This is a genomic window from Candidatus Eremiobacterota bacterium (genome assembly GCA_031082125.1).
Lineage (GTDB): Bacteria > Vulcanimicrobiota > CADAWZ01 > CADAWZ01 > Ess09-12 > Ess09-12.
Genome location: JAVHLM010000003.1, coordinates 151,656 through 170,190, shown reverse-complemented (window position 1 = coordinate 170,190; position 18,535 = coordinate 151,656). Strand labels below are relative to the sequence as shown.

Below are 18,535 nucleotides of genomic sequence, written 5' to 3'. Positions count from 1 at the left end.
ACAGGCTCAGTGCCCAGGTCTCCCAAAAGTGGTCAATGTGAGGATGACCCCCCCCGAAAACTCGGAAACCCTCATATATGGGCAGTTCGGATCCTTCGGATGCTCCCCGTTAAAGTCCAGCCAGCGCAGGGAAAGCGATAACTACCTCTCTTCCTCCCTTTTCGCCAAGCTTCTCGAGGAGGTCTCCCAGATGCGCTCAAACATCTATCTCTGGGGGAGCGAGCCTCTTTCCCACCCTTATATAGCCTCAGTACTGGAGACAATTGGGGAGAGGAAGATCTATTGCGTGCTTGCCACCAGGGGCCATAATCTGGAGAATCTGGCGCCTTCTCTCGTGGAAAATCAAATCGCTGAGCTTGTGATCTCGCTTGACGGTACACAGCAGGTCTATAAGAACTTGAATCCACGGTCCAATGCTTATGAGGAAATGGAAAGCGGCATGCGGGCCCTCCTCAGGGTGAGGAAGGAAAAAAAGAGCCGAAATCCCCTGATTACCGGCACCTTGATGATCACCAAGGAGAATTATCATTTTCTCTCTGACATCCTGGACCTTGCCGAGGATCTGGGCATTGAACGCTTCATATTCTGCCATCCCTTCACTGTTGATGAGCAGAAAGGCCATGGATACAATAATTTCCTTATGGATACCTTTAACAGTCCCTCTCTTTCCTGGGAGCGTTATCTGCTTGACAGAGAGGGCCTCGAGCCTTCGGCCCTCTTAAGGGACATCATGAGGATTCGGAAAAAACCTCACCGGATCCCTTACTCTTTCTTCCCGGCTCTTAAACCCTGGCAGATTTCCGATTATTACAAGGATTATGACTATACATCAGGAATTGAGCGCTGCCATATCCCCTGGTATGCCGCAAATGTCCTCGAAAACGGTGAAATTGTTACCTGCAATGATTATCCTGATATTATCATCGGCCATATCAATGAGGATACAATTGCCTCTGTATGGAACAATGAATCCATGAGGCATTTCAGGACTGAGCTGATCCGTCAAGGCAGGCTCCCCATATGTTCCCGTTGCAGCGGGCTTTATGCGGTCTAAAATGCATGGACAATCAAGGACAGGCGGGGGCACTCAAAAGTGAAAATAAGCGGCAAGTTTCTCTTTATGGGCGTCGATCTCATTCTTTCAGCCTGTGCCATAGGCCTCTCTATCCTCATCCGCTTTGAAGGAGAGATTCCTGCTCGGTTCATCACGCCCTGCCTCTATTTTTTCACTATAGCTCCTGTCTGCGTGGTGGTCTTTTACCTCTTTGGCCTTTATGAAAAGGTATGGCGTTATGCCGGGCTTTATGAGCTTATCACCATCGTGTATGCCGTGTCCACAGCTCTTGCACCCTATCTTATCTTCAGCTTCGTCACCTCAGGATCGGTTTTCCCCCGCGGCATTGTCGCCATTGCCTGGTTCGCAAACATATTTTTCCTTGGAGGAATCCGCTTCGTTCTCAGGCTTGTGAGCGAGAGGGCACGCCCTCACAAAAGCGTTCAGCAGAAGAGGGTCCTGATCGTCGGTGCCAATGATATAGGAGAGCTGGCCTTAAGAGAAATGCAGCGCCAGAAGGGAGCGGGGTATATTCCCGTCGGCTTTATTGATGATGACCTCACCCGGGCTCATGTGATGATACATGGGGTCCCCGTGCTCGGCACCAAGGAAACCATCGCGAAGGTCATTGAGAACAAAAGCATTGATGAGCTCATCATTGCCCTTTCTTCTCCCAGCTACGTGAGGGAGCTTGTGTCGCGCTGCGAAAAGCTCAAGGTGGCCCTCAAGATCATCCCGAGCATATCAGAGATACTTGATGGAAAAATCGCGGTAAACCAGATACGTGAAGTGCAGATCGAGGATCTGCTGGAGCGTGCTCCGGTGACTCTCGATCTTGAAAGGCTTTCCAGCTATATCAAGAACAATACTGTCCTGGTGACGGGCGCCGGAGGCTCCATCGGGAGCGAGATCTGCCGCCAGGTGCTCCGGCTTGAGCCCCGTGAGCTCGTGCTGCTCGGCCATGGCGAAAACAGCATTCATGAGATATGGCTGGAGCTCTCGTCACATACCGCGATTCCTCTCAGAACCGTAATCGGAGATATCAAGGACCGGTCGATGCTGAACTGGCTCTTTGAGAATGTCAGGCCTCAGGTGGTATTTCATGCTGCCGCCCATAAGCATGTACCGCTCATGGAGCACAACAGCCGCGAGGCTATAAAGAATAATGTCAAGGGCACAAGGAATCTTGTTGAGGCAGCAGGCAAATATGGAGTTGAACGCTTTATCTTCCTCTCCACTGACAAGGCAGTGAATCCGGTAAGCGTCATGGGGGCCTCAAAGCGGATTGCCGAGATTCTGGTCGCCACGGGGGCTGCCCACTCATCGACCAAATTTATTGCAGTCCGTTTCGGAAATGTCCTTGGCTCACGGGGGAGCGTTATCCCCACGTTCAAGCACCAGATAAAAAGCGGCGGCCCCGTGACGGTGACTCATGCCGACATGACCCGTTATTTCATGACCATTCCTGAGGCGGTGCAGCTGGTGATTCAGGCAGGTGCCATCGGGGAGAGAGGTGAGATTTACATGCTCGACATGGGAAAACCTATTAAAATCCTTGATCTCGCAAAGAACCTGATCCGCCTCTCGGGATATGAGGTCGGCAGGGACATCAGGATCGAGATACAGGGCTCAAGGCCCGGTGAGAAGCTCGAGGAGGAGCTTGTCAATGTCGGCGAGACCATCAGTCCCACAGGCGTTGAGAAAATTCTCAAGGTCCACAGCTGTGCTCTTGACAGGGATGCCATGGAAAAGATGCTGAGTGACCTTGAAGCCGCTCTTGAAAAAAATAATGAAGAGACCGTGAAGAAGCTCCTTCTTGACGGCGTCAAGCTCTTCTCCTGCGCCAAGAATGCGGCGCAGGATCCCTGAAATTTTCATGGGATCACGTGATGGATAAGAAGGATAGAGAAAATCTCTTGACATATTCGGTTTTTTATATTAGAATGTAAAAGCTGTTATTAAAAAAATGAGTCATGGGAGGGTTTTCGTTGGATACTCCTTTTGTAAGCATCAAGGATATAGAGAAAAAGTGGTTTATTGTCGATGCAGAGAACAAGGTACTGGGGAGACTGGCAACGGGAATAGCCAAAATCCTCATAGGAAAGCATAAACCAGAGTACGTGCACTATATGGATATAGGCGATTTCGTGGTAGTGGTCAATGCTGACAAGGTGAAGCTCACGGGCAAGAAATGGAGTGACAAGATTTATTACCGTCACAGCAGTTATCCCGGGGGATTAAGGCAGCGGACGGCTCTGGAAGTGCATAAGAAGCATCCCGAGAGGCTGATTCTCGAGGCAGTGAAAGGAATGCTGCCCAATAACAAGATGCGGGCGCCGCGTCTTAAGAAGCTCAAGGTATATAGCGGTGTAGAACATCCGCATAGCGCTCAGAAACCAGAAAAACTGGAGATATAATTTGGAGGATCATGATGGCCAGGGCAAAAACTTCACAAAAGACTACGAGCTACTACGCGACGGGAAGAAGGAAGACTGCCATTGCAAGGGTATGGCTCATGCCTGGTAAAGGAAATATCAGCATCAACAGCCGGCCTATCGAGCAGTATTTTGGAAGAAAGATCATGGAGCTCCAGGTGCGCAAGCCTCTTGAGCTGGTCAAGCTTCAGGACAAGTTTGATGTCATCGCCAAATCGGTGGGAGGCGGCATCGCAGGCCAGGCTGGCGCGATCCGCCATGGCATTTCCCGGGCGCTTGTCATATTTGATGAAACCCTTCGCTCCCCTCTCAAGAAAGATGGTCTCCTCACCAGGGATCCCAGAGAGAAGGAAAGAAAGAAATACGGCCGCAAGCGCGCGCGCAAGGGCTTTCAGTGGACCAAGCGTTAAATTGCATCGCCGCATTTTGGGATTATTTTACACGCACCTTCCATGGGTGCGTGTAATTTTTTCCGCATGCGGTGCGGCATGAAGGCAAAAATAAAGCAGCCTGGAGGAGTGATTTCCTGCAGGCTGCTTTGCTTACCTGATATGAATCCCGAGGTTTAGTTGGCGTTAATGAGCTCCATTGACATGTTCATCTTCACTTTTGTGCTTGTGGAAGCCTTTTTAGCTTTCTGCTGGATGTTCATGGTATTGTCCATGTCCATGATCATCTCAGCCTTGACCACTTTCCCCTTGGTGATGCCGAAATAGAATGTGCCATCCACTTTGCCCTCGCCCTTGCCGTCAATTTTCACGGGAAGCTTGTCCACGTCTTTCCCCTTCTGCACTTCCTGGTTGAGCGTGGCTGCCACTGTCACCTTCGCACATTCAATGTTGTTCATCTTTTCAATGGACTGGAAGGTATATTTGCTTGTCACCTTCTGGACCATTTTAAGCTCCGGGGCCCCCAGGGGAATGTCGGAGGTGTCGGTGTTCTCCCAGGTGTCACCAATTTTCACCGGTTTATCGGGAAATACGGCGTTCATCTGGGAGAGCTGTTTCATGCCTCCTCCGGAGTCAATTTCCTCTCCTTCGACTTCAAGGAGCTTGCCCTTTTTGGACATTTTCATGTTGACTGTTTTTCCATCGAGGGCGCCTGTGGGCATGGTCTGGGTTTTCCCGTCCCTCTCAAGGGTGATCTTCACGTTGTTGTAAGTGACATCGAGGACGAGATCGCCTGTTTTGCTGACGTCCTTGACCTTCTGGGAGATTTCCGCATCAGTGGTGGTCTTCATGGTGGAGTTTTTACCGTCTGAAGCCGTGGTGTTTATCGTGGAGCTCGTGGAGATCTTGTACTTTGACAAATCATCCTTGGGGAGGCGGTATTCCAGATTCACCACCTTCTTGCCGCACCCGGCCATCGGGATGACAAGGAGGGCGATAATAAGTATCGAGAGAATTGTGCGTGGGTTCATATTCTGAACGCTCCTTATGTTGATTAGGCATAGAAGATTCTTCACATACCCCTATATTCCTCTTTATTGACCAAAAGGTTTTTTCCTCTCAAGAAAGAAACTCTATACACCATATAAGATCGCGGCTCTGGAGACGCTATCCCTGCAGGAATCGTAAAAGAATATCAAAGTACAGAGCCCGGCCAAGGAGGTAGTTGTGAAACCACGAGATATACTGGAAGGGAAAGCCGGTGATAAGTACTTTGTGCTTGGGAATGAGGCACTGGTAAGAGGCGCCCTTGAAGGAGGCCTCAATTTCGCTGCCACGTACCCAGGCACTCCCTCATCGGAAATCGGAGATGTGCTCTCGGAAATTGCAGGCCCGGCGGGGGTCTCGTTTGAGTTCTCCATTAATGAAAAGGTGGCGATGGAAGTCGCAGCCTCAGCTGCCGCCTGCAGCCTGAGAAGCATGGTGTTCATGAAGCATGTGGGATTGAACGTGGCTTCCGATCCCTTCATGACAGCGGTGTACACCGGGACAAGAGGGGGGTTTCTGGTGATTGTCGCTGATGATCCCTCGATGCACTCCTCTCAGAATGAGCAGGATACCCGCTATTTTTCTGAGATATCAAGGGCACCGATGCTTGAGCCTTCCGATCCCGTCGAGGCCTATGAGATGATGAAGAAAGGGTTTGAGCTGTCGGAGGCGCTGGAGCTTCCCTTTCTCGTGAGGACTACTACGCGGGTTGCCCATATCCGCTCTGTAGTGACCTTTGGAGAGATTACGGGGGGGAGAAGGCAGGGTGATTTCGAAAAAAATCCCTCACGATGGGTTCCCGTTCCCGCTTTTGCAAGGACCATGCACCGCGAGCTGCAGCAGAAACTTGTAAAAGCAAGAGAAATGTCTGAACAGTCGCCGTACAACTTTGTCGAGCAGGTGGGGGATAAGTCGCCCTATGGAATTATCACCTCCGGGTGCGCCTATAATTATGTCATGGACGCGGCGAGGGCGATGAAAATGGATGTGCGGGTCCTCAAGCTGGGAATGACGGCCCCCCTTCCTGAAAAAAAGATTTCTGATTTTCTCAGGAGCTGCGAGGATGTGCTTATCGTGGAAGAGCTTGACCCCTACCTGGAAAATGCCGTAAGAGTGCTCTCCCAGAGGGAAGGCATCACCGCAAGGATACGGGGCAAGCGAGACGGTCTTTTTTCGGTGATGTATGAATACAGCCCTGACATTCTGAAGAAGGCCCTCTGTGAATGGCGTGGTGTGCCATATACAGTAGAGTGTGTTGAAGTGGAGGCCCTGACGCTTCCCCCGCGTCCCCCCGTGCTCTGTCCCGGCTGCTCCCACAGGGCTACCTACCATGCCGTCAAAGTGGCATTAAGAAAGGCCAAGATTAAGGATGCCATTTTTCCCACTGATATCGGGTGCTACACCCTCGGTATCATGGCGCCCCAGTCAATGGCTGATTACCTTCTCTGCATGGGATCAAGCGTGGGGACTGCCTGCGGGATCTCGAGGGCTACGGGAAAGAAGGTGGTCTCCTTTATAGGGGACAGCACCTTCTTTCACTCCGGTGTGACAGGGCTTATCAGTGCCTATCACAATGCCCACAGCTTTCTGCTGGTGATTCTTGACAACAGGACCACGGCGATGACAGGCCACCAGCCTCATCCCGGAATCGCCTGCGAAGTCAATGGCATGAAGGCTCCCGCCGTTGACATCGAGAAGCTTGTCAAGGCAATAGGCGTTGAATTCGTAAAAGTTGTTGATCCTTATGATCTCAATGCAACTGTTGAGACATTCCAGGAAGCGCTTGGCCATGAAGGCCTTTCCGTCATTGTCTCCCGGAGGGAGTGCGCTCTTGTTGCCGACAGGGAGCGCAGGAAGAAGGGCGAATGGAAGACCTTTGAGGTGAACCAGGAGACATGCTCTCACTGCCTTGTCTGCGTAACGCAGTTCGCCTGCCCTGCCTTTTCCAGTGAGGAGAGAAATGTTTTCATAAACAGGGCGCTCTGTGACGGCTGCGGCGTCTGTGCCCAGGTGTGTCCCACTAAATCAATCGAGGTGAGGAGCAATGAGTAGAAATTTACAGCTTGTAATAGTAGGCGTTGGCGGCCAGGGAATACTTACCGTCTCTGATATACTGGGGACGGCAGCAATAGAGGAGGGCCTCAAGGCGGTCATGAGTGAGGTCCATGGCATGGCCCAGCGCGGCGGCGTAGTGACCACGGAGATGAAGATAGGGGATTTTGAAAGTCCCCTTGTGGCAAAGGGCGAGGCCGATGTCATTCTCGGCTTTGAGCCTGTCGAGACCTACAGGACCCTGGAGAAAGCCTCGCCCCGCACGGGGATAGTAACCAATACGGATCCCCTTGTGCCGCCGGGGGTCTCTCTGGGGCAGGGCGCCTATCCCAAGGTCGAGAAGCTCATAGAGAACATGAGAAACGGGGGGTTGAAGGTAATCGCCGTCCCGGCCCTTGAGATTGCAAGGAGCGCGGGGAGCACCGTGGCGGGAAATATAGTTATGCTCGGGGCCATGGTGGCCCTTGAGAATTTCGTTCTTGCCAGGGAGGCCGTAGAGGCAGCGCTCAGGAAGAGAATCGCTCCCCGGTGGCTTGACCTTAACCTGAAGGCCTTCCAGATGGGCTACGAGGCCGGAAAAAAGCAGTAATCACTCCTCCCGGGCTTCCTGAGGCTCGCCCAGTCTCCGGGCATTCACCGATGCCTCTGAGATTTTCCTGAGGGCCCTGTGAATAACTGCGCTGTCATGGCTTGAGAGGTACTGTATCGCTTCAGCGGCAGCCTCAGAAAAGACCTCCATGAGCGCTTTCATTTTTTCCTTGCCTTCCGGGGGAAGCGATTTGTCGGCGGCAATCTCTTTCTTGGCATTCTCCACGAGGTTCCTGAAGGAGTAAAGGTACGACTTGGCATCCTCGTCATTGACCGTGCCTTTTTCGATGGTGTTCACCAGCCTGATGAGAGGCTCCGCTGTTGCAGGCAGGGGCAGTTCCATAAGGTTGACCGGCTTCTCTTCAACTCCCTCCTTTTCCTGGTCCTGGTCAAGAATTATCGCTTCCTTAAACATAAGGCGCGCGTTGCATTTGGAGCAGAACGCCCTGGCCGGCTCATTGGCAGTGCCGCAGTATGCGCATGGGATCGTGGAGACCTGCGAGTCTGCCTCCTCTTCTTTTCCGGGCAGCACCGCGAGGATGTGCTCAAGGCCGTGAAGAAGCCGCTCCCTGTTGTGATCCTGGAAATAGGCCTCAAGCTGTGCGATGCCCTCTTCCAGGTAGCTCACCTGGGGAGTATACTTGAAATAGCCTATGACCTCCTCGAGGGCAAAGTCCGGAAGGGTGCCGTAGTAGACATTTTTTATGGCCTCTCCCAGGAGTTCCCCTCCTGTACCGATGAGGCTGTTCCAGTGAAGGGTTTCGTGGTCAATAGCGGTAAAGAGGGACGAAAGCTTCTGAAGGCATTCCTCATAGTGGTCAATCGAGGCCCCGGTGTTCTCCTTCAAGCTCTCAAAGGCTGCCTGGAGCGCCTGAAGCGCCTCATCCATTTTCTCCAGCAGCTCCAGTTTCTGTGACGGCTTGATAAAAAGCCTTTCGTTGGTGGCCTCCCAGAACTGAAGAAGCTTCGGGAGTGAGAATTCCTTTATCAGAAGGAGCTTCTCCTCCGAGTAGTTCCCCTCTCTCATCTCCTCGAGGAGTATCTGCAGGTCGGGACCTATGAAGGGGATGTTGAACCTGTTAAACTGGGTCAGGAGCTTCTCTTCCTGCGACTGTTGCCATTCGAGGTAATAATTCAAAAGGCCGCTCCCCTCCTTCAGCCTTCCTGAAGGGCCTTCCAGGGCCGCCCTGTCACCTGAGAGAAGGGCGCTCCCAATGTCGGCGAGGGCGGTTTTTGTGACTTCAAAGCCAAGGGCGAATTCATGCTTCACCTCTTCTTTGAAGGTATGGGCAATGGCATTGTAATCACCTTCCAGGTTCCGGAGGTACCCATTTGCCACGTCAAGCGCTTCTTTTACACGCTCCAGGGGGGCTTCCCTGTGGATGGAAGCCCAGGTGCTCATGAGCAGCTCATTGACGGCAGGGATGGGGGAAATGGGTGATTTCTCCCGTTCCTGGGTGAGAGCAGTGAAGGTATCGGCTATTTCGAACTCTATTTTCCTGAGCTCGTCATAGAGGCCGTCGTCCAGGCCCCTGGTCTCTATCTCGTTGAGGAGCTCCTCTCTTCTCTGGAGAAGGTAAAGGGCATTGGAGAGCCTCGTCTGCTCCTCATCGGTGAGGGCTGATTTCCCCTGGAGCCACTGCAGGGTGAACTGGTGAAAGACCCGGTAGTGCTTTATCTCCTCGATGAGGTCGAGCTCCTCCCCTCCCTTCACGGCGGTGAGCCGGTTCAGAAAGAGGGCGCTTTCAGGCGGAATACTGATCACTTTCATATTGTTCCCTCCTAGTATGCACGGGCAAAATAGATTACGTGAGAGCCTTTCTGCGAGCACTGAAGGCAGGGACCTTCGGTTTTTTCCTCAAGCGAGATACACCGCGGCGTGGTCTTTGTGGCCTCGGCGATCTTTGTGGAGCACTCCTCGCGGCCGCACCAGGCCGCCTTGTAAAACCCTCTCTGGCTGTCCTTGATGGCCATGAACTGTTCAACGGATTCCACGGGGAAAATGTTGCTCATAAGGTGATGGCGGGCCTTCTCCAGGAATTTCTGCTGGATGGAGGCCAGGGTGCGCTCCACGGTCTCTTCCAGGTTCTCGATGGGCACCTGCGTTTTCTGGTGATCAACCCTCGATACCAGTGTCACTTTGTGTTCTTCCAGGTCCCGGGGTCCCAGCTCTATCCTGAGGGGGACGCCTTTCATCTCCCACTCGTTGAACTTCCATCCGGGCTTGTATTCATCGCGGTCATCAAGCTCAACCCTGAATTTTTTTGCAAGCTCGCTCTTCAGTTGCTGGGCCTTGGCAAGCACTTCATCCCTGCTCTTGTAGAAGATGGGCACCAGGACCACCTGGGTGGGAGCCACCATGGGCGGGAAGGCGAGTCCCCTGTCGTCGCCATGGGCCATGATGAGGGCTCCCATGATGCGGGTTGAAACGCCCCATGAGGTCTGCCAGACGTATTTTTCCGTGTTGTCGCTGTCAAGGAACTTGATATTGAAGGCCTTGGAGAAGTGAGTGCCCAGGTTATGGGAGGTGCCGGCCTGGAGAGCCTGCCCATCGGGCATGAGAGCCTCAATGGTGTAAGTATGGACCGCTCCCGCGAATTTTTCCCCCTCTGTCTTTTTGCCCCACAGCACGGGGATGGCGAGGATATTTTCTGCAAATTCCCTGTATATGGTGAGCATCTGCAGGGTTTCAGCCTCGGCTTCCTCGGCGGTCCTGTGAGCCGTATGGCCCTCCTGCCAGAGAAACTCGGTGGTCCTGAGAAAGAGCCTTGTGGCTTTTTCCCACCGCACCACGTTGCACCACTGGTTGATGAGGACGGGGAGATCGCGGTAGCTCTTTATCCATTTCGCGTACATGCTGCAGATTATCGCCTCTGAGGTGGGGCGCACCACGAGAGGCTCTGTAAGTTCCTCCGTGCCGCCGCGGGTGACCCAGGCCACCTGGGGAGCAAAACCCTCGACATGTTCCGCCTCCTTTTTCAGAAAGCTCTCGGGGATGAAAAGAGGAAAATAGGCGTTCCTGTGGCCCGTCTCCCTGAAGCGCAGGTTGAGATGGTGCTGGATGTTCTCCCATATGGCAAACCCGTAAGGCCTTATCACCATGCAGCCTCTCACGGGGGAATAGTCGGCCAGCTCACCTTTCAGGATTACCGAAGTGTACCAGTCAGAAAAATTCTCTGATTTTGAGGGGATTTCTTTCACAAATTCTGTTGCAGTTTCTTTCATCGCAGGCTCCTTATCTTGAGTGTGCACCTTTGTTAGTTCTGCAGTAGGAAGATACTTCCTTCAGGGCCTCATTTCCCGCGGCTGCCGCCAGGTGCTCTCCCCCTGACTCTAGGGAGCATCGGGAATTTCGTTGTCGTCTTTATGCTTTTCCACCATGGTGTCAATGAGATCGCCCCGTGAGACTATTCCCACGAGTTTTCCCTCCCTCACGACAGGGATGTGGTTGATTTTTTTGCTCACCATGATGGAGGCAATGTCTTCAATCTCGCACTCCTCCGTCACGGTGATTACCTTTTCTGTCATAATGTCCCTGGCAAGGACGGCCGTTATCTTTTTCAGCTCCTCATCCATATCCTGGGGGCGCCTGAGGTAGAAGATCCCGCCCAGGATCTCGATATGGGGGGGCATGTGAGGCCTTGCAAGCTTGATAATAAGGTCTCCCTCAGTGACGATTCCCACGATCTCGTCACCCTTGGTGACGACAGGAACGCCGCTTATCCTGTGCTCGTGGATGATTTTCGCAATCTCCTGTATCGGAGTATCGGGGAACACTTTCAGCACTTCCCTGGTCATCACGTCTGCCGCCTTCATAATGTCACCAGCCTTTCATGGGCGGTGGATTCCGCCCTGTGATTATGGATCACCATAAGGTGACTTTCTTTACAGGCTTAAAGGGCTCAAGCTTATCGAAGCTGCCGCAGGAGAGGTGCCCGAGAATTTCCGGGATATGTCCCAGGAGATCAGAGGCCTTGAGGCCCCTCGGGCCGATATGGCACGCGGCAAAATCACCAGCAAGCCCATGAATGAAAGCTCCCAGGACGGCAGCCCTGTGGGGGCTCATTCCCTGTGCCAGGAGCCCTGCAATGATTCCCGTGAGCACGTCGCCCATGCCTGCCGTGGCCATTGCAGAATTGCCAGAGGCATTCACAGAGGTGTGGCCTTCAGGATCTGAAATAAGGCTGTGCGAGCCCTTGAGCACCGTAGAGGCCCTGTATTTTTGGGCACATGCCCTGCCGTAATGGAGAGGATTCCCCGTGATTTCCTCTGTCGGGACCCCCATGAGGCGCGCCATCTCGCCGGGGTGAGGGGTGAGGACAGGGAGAGCCATGCCGTGCCCTTCAATGATCGGAGGGAAGAGGGCGTCGGCGTCAAGGACAGCCGGCTTCCCAATGCCTGTGATGAGCTTTTCCGTAAGATCCTGAACCGCCGGCAGCCGCCCTATGCCGGGGCCCACTGCCACTGCATCGGCCTCCCCGGCGAGGGAGAGGAGTATCTTTAAGGCCTGTTCCACTTCGTCCGCGCCGTGCAGATCGGGATAGGGCCTGGTGATGGTCTCGGTAAGCTTCCCCTCCATGAGCAGGTGGAGGCTCTCGGGAACGGCGAGGGTGACAAGCCCCGCTCCAGCTCTGTGGCAGGCCTCGCAGGCAAGGGCTGCGGCGCCTGTATATCCCGGTGAGCCGGCAAAGATCATCACTTTTCCGCAGCTTCCCTTATGGGCATTCCCGGGGCGCCCCGGGAGCCATGAGGCAAGTTTTTCGGGTTCACTGATCTCCGCCATAAGTTCCGGTTTTTCAACAAGACTCTCCGGGAAGCCGATGTCGGCAACGACTACCTCTCCGGCGTAGAGAGCGCCGGGGTAGAGAAGGAGCCCGAGCTTGGGGAGCCCCATGGTGATTGTAAGGGCAGCACGTACTGCCACGCCCATCACGTGCCCCGAGGTGCCGTCAATTCCCGAGGGAATATCCACGGCGATTACAGGCTTTCCCGATTCGTTAATTCTCGTGATGATCGATGCGAAGAGGCTCCTCACGGGATTCTTGAGGCCTGTGCCCAGCAGGGCATCAACAATATAGTCGGCGGAGCTTATGAGCTCGCCGAGGCATGCGAGGTGCGACTCTTCTGTGATACTGACAGGGGGCACTCCCAGGTTCCTGAGGATGGTAAATTGAGAGAGAGCATCGCCCGTGAGTTTTTCCGGCAGGCCCGTGAGGACCGCCACGGGCTTCACGGGAAGCTTGAGGAGATGCCTCGCCATGACAAGGCCGTCGCCCCCGTTGTTGCCTGGGCCGCAGAGTATGAGCACCGATTTTCCCTCAAGAGGGAAGCGTGAACGGAAAACCTTGAGAGCTGCAAGGCCGGCGCATTCCATGAGGGTCGAAGAGGGAACACCTCTCTCCTCAATAGTGATTCGATCAATGGCCTGCATTTCTGCACTTGATGCGACTTTCATCGGGACTCCATGGAGAAAGGCTGATCACTTATGGTCTTCTTCCATGTCGCTCACTTTTCCTTCCGCCATGGTCCTATTCTGCATCCCGGGAGAAACGCTCCCTTTTCCTGAAGAGCCCGCAGAGGTGAATGATGAGCATCTCAAAGACAATTCTTCTGTCCTTGCCCTTCTTGATTGAGAGGTCGGCCTGCAGCAGAGCATCGGCGATCTTGTAAACGTGGCTTCCCGTGATGCTCGACGCGAGCTCAAGGTTCTTTCTCACCACGTACTCTGATTTTCTCTGGATCCGTGCCACTTCCCGCGCTGAGCCCGTCTCCTGGAAAAGCCTCTGTGCATCAATGACTCCCATGAAAAACCTGAACAGATAGCTCATCATGCCAAGTGAAGGCTCTTCGGTGGCCGTGAGCTCATAAAATGCCTTGAGGGCTCCGTCGGCGTTGCCTCTCATAATGGAATCGGTGATATGGTACATCTGTGCCTGGGGAGTATAGGCTGAAATGGATTCTATATCGGTTCTCGAGATGATCTTGCGGTTCCCGCAGTATGCCTTGAGCTTATTGAGTTCCTCCGAGATGAGCCAAAGGTCGTTCCCTATTCTCTTTCGCAGAAGGAGAGCCGCGTCCTGCCGTATTTCGTACCCCGAGCGCTTGAGGTGGGCTATAATCCATTCCTCGGCCTCCCTTTCCGCCATGGAGCACTGCACCTGCACTGCCTTTGCCCTGATGAGGCTCTCAAGCTTTTTTCCCAGCGGATTCTTCCCTTTCTGCGGTGCCGAGGTGTTAAAGGAAAGAATAACCACGGTGGTTTTCGGCAGATCGGCGAAGTACGAGGCAAGCCTTTCGGTCTCCTCCTCCTTCATTTTCTGCACCTCTTCGAGAGCCACGACGCGGAGCGGGGACATGAGGGGGAACTCCTGGCAGAGGGCATTGATTGCGGCGGCTTTGACATCTTTTGCCCCGACGATCCTCGAGTAGTTGAAGTCGCTGAGGGAGGGATCGAGAAGCCTGGCCTTGAGATGGCGCTGGGCTTCCCTCAGCAGAAACTCGTCAGCGCCTTCAAGGTAATAAAGGTGGGAGCCTTTTTTCTCTTTCCCTTCAAGAAGCTGTCCGAAACTGAGCGCTGCTCCTGCTGTATTCATATGGTTCCCGCGATCGCCCTGCAGACCCCGGTTCACCGGGAGTTTCCGGCCATGAGAGCCTCGCGGAGGTTCCTTTCAAAAGGCTTTTCAATGATGCCCCTGTCGGTGACGATGGCGGCAATCAAGTCATGGGGAGTCACATCAAAGGCGGGGTTGGCCGCTCTCGCTCCCGGCGGTGCGACGGTGACGCCGCCGAAAGAGGTCACTTCCTCGCTGCTGCGCTCCTCGATGCGTATCTCGTCGCCTGTGGCGATGGAGAGGTCCACCGTTGAATAGGGCGCTGCGATATAGAAGGGAATATGATGGGCCTGGGAGAGGAGGGCCACCGTGTAAGTGCCTATCTTGTTGGCCGCGTCGCCGTTTGCGGCTATCCTGTCGGCGCCGGTGATGGCAAGAGATATCTTCCCCTTGCGCATGAAGTGGCCCGCCATGTTGTCGCTGATAAGGGTGAAGGGGATCCCGTCCTGGGTGAGCTCCCAGGCAGTGAGACGGGCGCCCTGGAGGAGTGGCCTTGTCTCATCCACATAGACATGGATCTTTTTCCCCCTCTTCACTGCAGTTCTGATGGCGCCGAGGGCCGTTCCTATCCCGGCCGTGGCGAGGCTCCCGGTATTACAGTGCGTGAGTACTCCTGCCCCGTCGGGGATAAGAGCCTCTCCCGCCTCCCCGATCCTTCTGCAAAGCTCCTCATCTTCATGCCATATGGCCAGCGCTTCGGCAAGAAGGGCCTTTTTAATGAGCTCCGGCCCTCCCGGAGCCTTTTCAGCGCACTGCATCATCCTGTCAAGGGCCCACATGAGGTTGACTGCCGTCGGCCTCGTGGAGCGTAGTGCCTGCTGGGCTTCGCCGAGCGCGGCAAGAAAGGCTTCAAGGGAGTCTTCCCTTATTTCCCTGGCTGCCATCACGAGCGCCATCGAGGCAGTGACTCCTATCAGGGGAGCCCCCCTCACGGCGAGTGTCTTTATGGCTTCCATGACATGGCGGTAGTCGGTAAGGACGAGGTACTCCTCGGTGAGGGGGAGCTTCCGCTGGTCCAGGATATGGAGTTCTTTGTCATTCCATATGAGCTGTTTCATTATTTGGAGCCAGCCTCCAGTTTGTTGACTTTTTTAAACTCGGCTTCACTGAGGTCCTTCAGATTCATTGCGTTATAAATTCCTCCCAGGAGGTTGTGCACGTTGGGGTCATTGGGTCTTTTCGCGACGAGCTCCTGTGCTTTTGCGAGGGCCTTGTTATAAAGAAGGCGATTCAAATAGAGCGAGATGAGGGTCACATAAGGGGAGAGATTTCCGGGATTCTTTTCATAGAGCTGTTTCGCCTGTTCTTCGGCTTTCCTGAGCTCGGTAAGGAATTCGCTATTGATGATATGGAAGAAAAGGGGTTCGGTCATCCCTTTGGATTCATCCCAGATCGGGGAGTTGGAAAGCTTCCATTCATAATGGTGGCCATACACGAGATCTCCCCATTCACGGGGAAAGGGTACTTTTCCCTGTTCCCTTATTATGACTCCGGGAAATTTAGTGGCGCTCTCCATGTCATGGAGCAGCAGGAATTTGTAGGCTGTTCCCTTGTCAAAAGAATTCCATCGGAAAGTGGGCTGCAGCGTGTCAATGTATTCTTCGTTGACCGGTGAGAGTGGCGAGAGCTCGGCGATGTCAAAGGAAGGGCCTGTTCTTGTCCTGAGGGCTCCCGCGCTTGCAAGCGATACCTCCTGGGGTATCAGGCCCACGGGGTTCTTGTCAGGCTTTGGAGGAGCGATGGCAGTTCCTTTTATAATCTTAAGGCTGTTTTCCTGGACCACCACATAGAATTCTCCAGTGACAGTCTCTGTGTGGCCGTCTTTGGAAAAAGTGACGGTGAGGCGCGTCTGCTTGCCTCCCGAGAGCTTCGCGCCGGGGGGAAGCAAGTCCAGAAGCCTCGCTTTTTCTGCTCTTTGCTGCTTTGTGAGGGTGACTTTCCCCTTGAGATCGGTAATGATCCCTGCGTTGGCTCCGTAGCAGGCGGCTGCTTTTTCTCCCATCAGGGCCAGAAAAGCGAGCAGGGAAATGCACAGGAAGTGCACGAGAGTCTTTCTAAGGCTGATTTTCTTCATTCTTTCCTCCTATAACTGGTCTTTTTACCTCAAATACGGTAAGCAGCTTCTTTTTCCCTTTCACCTCCTGGGGCGGGAAGGGAACATACGCCACATTCTCGACTTTTCCATTCACCTCGCTGTAGGTTTCCTCACTGATCAGGATGAAGGTGCCCAGTTTCTTGTTGAGGCCTTCTATTCGTGACGTGAGGTTCACATTGTCGCCGACGGCCGCGTACTCGGTGCGGTCCTCTGATCCCACGTTTCCCGCCACCACCTCGCCGGTGTGGATGCCGATCTTGACCTCGTAGAACCCTGCCTTGCCTGTGGGGGCGGCGGCCTTCATCTCGTTGAGGCGATCCACCATCTCAAGGGCGGTGTTCACGGCCCTCACCGCCTGGTCATCCTGGTCAACGGGCGCGCCGTAGATGACCATGATCTCGTCGCCGACAAACTGCTTGATGGTGCCGTTGTACTTCATAATGATGGCGTTCATCTCCTTGAAGTAGCTGTTAAGGCAGCCGATAAGCTCTTCTGGGGTGAGGCCTTCCGAGGTGGGCGTGAAATTGTTGATGTCTGAGAAGAGAATGGTCACTTTTCTGCGCGAGCCCCCAAGCGCGAGGAGCTTCGGGTTGCCGGTGATGGCCTCCATCACGTTCTTCGACACATAGCGCCCGAAGATTTTCCTGAGCTTTTCTCTCTCACGCTCTTCGGTATAATACCGGTAAAGGGAGAGGGCCGCAAAGTTCGGGATGATGATGAAGGCGGCGAGGGTGTCCACCCAGATGCTTCTGAAAAAAAAGAGCCCGAAGGTGATCGCGATATAAGTCACCATGAGGAGCCCGTTCAGAATAACTGCCACCAGCGGCCTCGTGCGGGCTGCCATAAGGCTTGAGAGGAGGCAGAGAAAAACAAAAATGAGGCACCTGTAAGCCGGGGGGGTGAGGGTGAGGAAGTCCTGCTGAAGGATGGTGCTCAACGTGTGTCCGTGGATCTCAATGCCGGGCAGTTTCAGTAAATCGCCACTGGCATCAATATAGGGACTTTTATGCATGTCTCCCATGGCAAGGCTCGTGCAACCTATAAGCACGATTCTGCCCTCGAAATTCTCTTTGAAGAACTCAGCGTCATTATTGCTGGCCTTTTTCAGGACATCAATGAATGAATAGGCAATGGTCTTGTCATTCTGATAATCGACGGGTCGCCGGTAGTTAATCCAGAGCCTCTGGCCGCTGTCAAGCGGGAGGCCTAGCTTCCCTATTGAGGCACCGTCACTTTTCATTTCAAGAGAACTCCCGCTGAATTTCTCAAGGATACGCACGGCAAAACTATAGAGCGTTTCGCTGTTTTCCTCAGATACGTCCGCTGAAGAGCTCTTATTCCCTTCAGTTCTTTCTTCGTTGGCATGGGGCTTCCATAAAAATGAGAACTGATTGAAAATGACCACGCCATCGGGAAATGTCGGCAAAGTGACAACTCCCCATGTTTCTCTTCCTGAAGCAAGAGCTATGAGATCGATTGGACGGACAATTTCTTTGCCTGAAAGGACCTGACAGGGCAGGATGATCTTTTTCTTCTCCATGAGAAGCATGGCAAGCTCGTTGTCTTTCTTGCTTATGGGGAGCTCCGGCAGTAAGTCATCACGCCACTCATCAAAAGTAAAGCCCTTTTTCAAGTACTCCTTTGCCGCATCAAAGGCCTTTTCATCGAGAATCTGCTGCAGTGATTCCTCAATGGAGAGGCCTTGATACACGTCAAAGCCGATAACCCTGGCGCCGCCTTCAAGAAGCATGCTGAAAACAGGCACATAGTACTTGTTCCAGTAGATAAGGGGCAGCCTATCATTGTCAAGGCTCCTGTCGTCTATTGCTATGATGGCGATACGGTCATCGAGCGGGAGAGGGTAGTTTTTATTCTCAGCCCTCCATTCAAATCGATTGTAGAGGAGCTGCCGCTCATAGTGGTCATAAATCCCGGCTATATCGAAGTAATGCCCTATTTTCAGTGTCGTCAGCCAGTATCCAAGAAAACCTATCATGACGCCCAGGAGCAGAAAAGGAAGAAGAGGCCTTCTGACGGTCTTTGGAGTTTTCCCTGGAGCCATTGAAACCTTCCGGTGTGAAGCCTTTTCTCTCTCTTTTTGATAATTCTCCATGGCAACTCTTTCACCTTCACCGGCAAGCTCATGGAGGAAATCGGCAATGCTGGGAGAAATTATCTCCACAGGGGGGACTCTTATGTATGCCAGAAAAAGCCTGGTGCTGAGAGCGAAATACCTTCTGGTTTAATTTACGTGGTTTTTCCTG

Annotated in this window: 15 protein-coding genes; 6 read left to right on the top strand and 9 right to left on the bottom strand. The window is 53.5% G+C overall.

Translation table 11 applies throughout. From position 1 onward, the window contains the following. The first annotated feature begins 43 nt into the window (after positions 1-43). The 4 genes from RDV48_04825 to rpsI all read left to right on the top strand — a co-directional run bounded on the left by RDV48_04825 (position 44) and on the right by rpsI (position 3,899). Entirely contained in the window at positions 44-1,054 is a 1,011-nt protein-coding gene (locus RDV48_04825; GenBank protein ID MDQ7822099.1) for an SPASM domain-containing protein, read from the top strand. A gap of 39 nt (positions 1,055-1,093) precedes the next feature. Beyond that, positions 1,094-2,923, top strand: coding sequence for a nucleoside-diphosphate sugar epimerase/dehydratase (locus RDV48_04820; protein ID MDQ7822098.1), 1,830 nt, complete (start codon positions 1,094-1,096; stop codon positions 2,921-2,923). Positions 2,924-3,042: 119 nt separating this feature from the next. After that, a complete protein-coding gene (rplM, locus tag RDV48_04815; GenBank protein MDQ7822097.1) occupies positions 3,043-3,471 on the top strand; it encodes a 50S ribosomal protein L13 in 429 nt (142 codons plus the stop codon). An 11-nt stretch (positions 3,472-3,482) separates the two neighbouring features. Beyond that, positions 3,483-3,899 carry a 30S ribosomal protein S9 gene (gene rpsI / locus RDV48_04810; protein ID MDQ7822096.1) on the top strand — a complete coding sequence of 139 codons (417 nt, stop codon included), beginning with the start codon at positions 3,483-3,485 and terminating at the stop codon, positions 3,897-3,899. A gap of 155 nt (positions 3,900-4,054) precedes the next feature. Here rpsI and RDV48_04805 read toward each other — a convergent pair whose 3' ends face one another. Beyond that, positions 4,055-4,909 carry a DUF6263 family protein gene (locus RDV48_04805; protein ID MDQ7822095.1) on the bottom strand — a complete coding sequence of 285 codons (855 nt, stop codon included), beginning with the start codon at positions 4,907-4,909 and terminating at the stop codon, positions 4,055-4,057. Positions 4,910-5,105: 196 nt separating this feature from the next. On the opposite strand from RDV48_04805, the gene iorA reads away from it, so the two are divergent. Both iorA and RDV48_04795 read left to right on the top strand, forming a co-directional pair. Then, positions 5,106-6,977 carry an indolepyruvate ferredoxin oxidoreductase subunit alpha gene (iorA, locus tag RDV48_04800; protein MDQ7822094.1) on the top strand — a complete coding sequence of 624 codons (1,872 nt, stop codon included), beginning with the start codon at positions 5,106-5,108 and terminating at the stop codon, positions 6,975-6,977. Next, a complete protein-coding gene (locus tag RDV48_04795) occupies positions 6,970-7,566 on the top strand; it encodes an indolepyruvate oxidoreductase subunit beta (protein MDQ7822093.1) in 597 nt (198 codons plus the stop codon). Before iorA ends, RDV48_04795 begins: the two co-directional genes overlap by 8 nt. Here the strand turns inward: RDV48_04795 and RDV48_04790 are convergent, their stop codons facing one another. The 8 genes from RDV48_04790 to RDV48_04755 all read right to left on the bottom strand — a co-directional run bounded on the left by RDV48_04790 (position 7,567) and on the right by RDV48_04755 (position 18,453). Continuing rightward, complete coding sequence (locus RDV48_04790; protein ID MDQ7822092.1) at positions 7,567-9,336, bottom strand: hypothetical protein; 1,770 nt, start codon at positions 9,334-9,336, stop codon at positions 7,567-7,569. It lies immediately after the preceding gene. A gap of 11 nt (positions 9,337-9,347) precedes the next feature. Then, positions 9,348-10,790 carry a proline--tRNA ligase gene (proS, locus tag RDV48_04785; GenBank protein MDQ7822091.1) on the bottom strand — a complete coding sequence of 481 codons (1,443 nt, stop codon included), beginning with the start codon at positions 10,788-10,790 and terminating at the stop codon, positions 9,348-9,350. A gap of 108 nt (positions 10,791-10,898) precedes the next feature. Continuing rightward, positions 10,899-11,381, bottom strand: coding sequence for a CBS domain-containing protein (locus RDV48_04780; protein MDQ7822090.1), 483 nt, complete (start codon positions 11,379-11,381; stop codon positions 10,899-10,901). A gap of 49 nt (positions 11,382-11,430) precedes the next feature. Next, a complete protein-coding gene (locus RDV48_04775; protein MDQ7822089.1) occupies positions 11,431-13,020 on the bottom strand; it encodes an NAD(P)H-hydrate dehydratase in 1,590 nt (529 codons plus the stop codon). 73 nt (positions 13,021-13,093) lie between these two features. Then, complete coding sequence (gene holA / locus RDV48_04770; protein ID MDQ7822088.1) at positions 13,094-14,158, bottom strand: DNA polymerase III subunit delta; 1,065 nt, start codon at positions 14,156-14,158, stop codon at positions 13,094-13,096. Positions 14,159-14,190: 32 nt separating this feature from the next. Then, a complete protein-coding gene (gene mtnA / locus RDV48_04765; protein ID MDQ7822087.1) occupies positions 14,191-15,234 on the bottom strand; it encodes an S-methyl-5-thioribose-1-phosphate isomerase in 1,044 nt (347 codons plus the stop codon). Further along, complete coding sequence (locus RDV48_04760; protein ID MDQ7822086.1) at positions 15,234-16,250, bottom strand: hypothetical protein; 1,017 nt, start codon at positions 16,248-16,250, stop codon at positions 15,234-15,236. Before RDV48_04760 ends, mtnA begins: the two co-directional genes overlap by 1 nt. Further along, on the bottom strand, positions 16,231-18,453 hold the full coding sequence (locus tag RDV48_04755; GenBank protein ID MDQ7822085.1) for an adenylate/guanylate cyclase domain-containing protein: 2,223 nt from the start codon (positions 18,451-18,453) through the stop codon (positions 16,231-16,233). The genes RDV48_04760 and RDV48_04755 overlap by 20 nt, the downstream gene beginning before the upstream one ends. Between the last annotated feature and the right edge of the window lie 82 nt (positions 18,454-18,535).

Excerpts from the sequence above, each read along its gene's own strand:
- proS (MDQ7822091.1), bottom strand. The coding sequence starts at position 10,790 with ATGAAAGAAACTGCAACAGAATTTGTGAAAGAAATCCCCTCAAAATCA.
- mtnA (MDQ7822087.1), bottom strand. The coding sequence starts at position 15,234 with ATGAAACAGCTCATATGGAATGACAAAGAACTCCATATCCTGGACCAG.
- holA (MDQ7822088.1), bottom strand. The coding sequence starts at position 14,158 with ATGAATACAGCAGGAGCAGCGCTCAGTTTCGGACAGCTTCTTGAAGGG.
- RDV48_04805 (MDQ7822095.1), bottom strand. The coding sequence starts at position 4,909 with ATGAACCCACGCACAATTCTCTCGATACTTATTATCGCCCTCCTTGTC.
- RDV48_04780 (MDQ7822090.1), bottom strand. The coding sequence starts at position 11,381 with ATGAAGGCGGCAGACGTGATGACCAGGGAAGTGCTGAAAGTGTTCCCC.
- RDV48_04790 (MDQ7822092.1), bottom strand. The coding sequence starts at position 9,336 with ATGAAAGTGATCAGTATTCCGCCTGAAAGCGCCCTCTTTCTGAACCGG.
- RDV48_04775 (MDQ7822089.1), bottom strand. The coding sequence starts at position 13,020 with ATGAAAGTCGCATCAAGTGCAGAAATGCAGGCCATTGATCGAATCACT.
- rpsI (MDQ7822096.1), top strand. The coding sequence starts at position 3,483 with ATGATGGCCAGGGCAAAAACTTCACAAAAGACTACGAGCTACTACGCG.
- RDV48_04795 (MDQ7822093.1), top strand. The coding sequence starts at position 6,970 with ATGAGTAGAAATTTACAGCTTGTAATAGTAGGCGTTGGCGGCCAGGGA.
- RDV48_04825 (MDQ7822099.1), top strand. The coding sequence starts at position 44 with ATGACCCCCCCCGAAAACTCGGAAACCCTCATATATGGGCAGTTCGGA.
- RDV48_04760 (MDQ7822086.1), bottom strand. The coding sequence starts at position 16,250 with ATGAAGAAAATCAGCCTTAGAAAGACTCTCGTGCACTTCCTGTGCATT.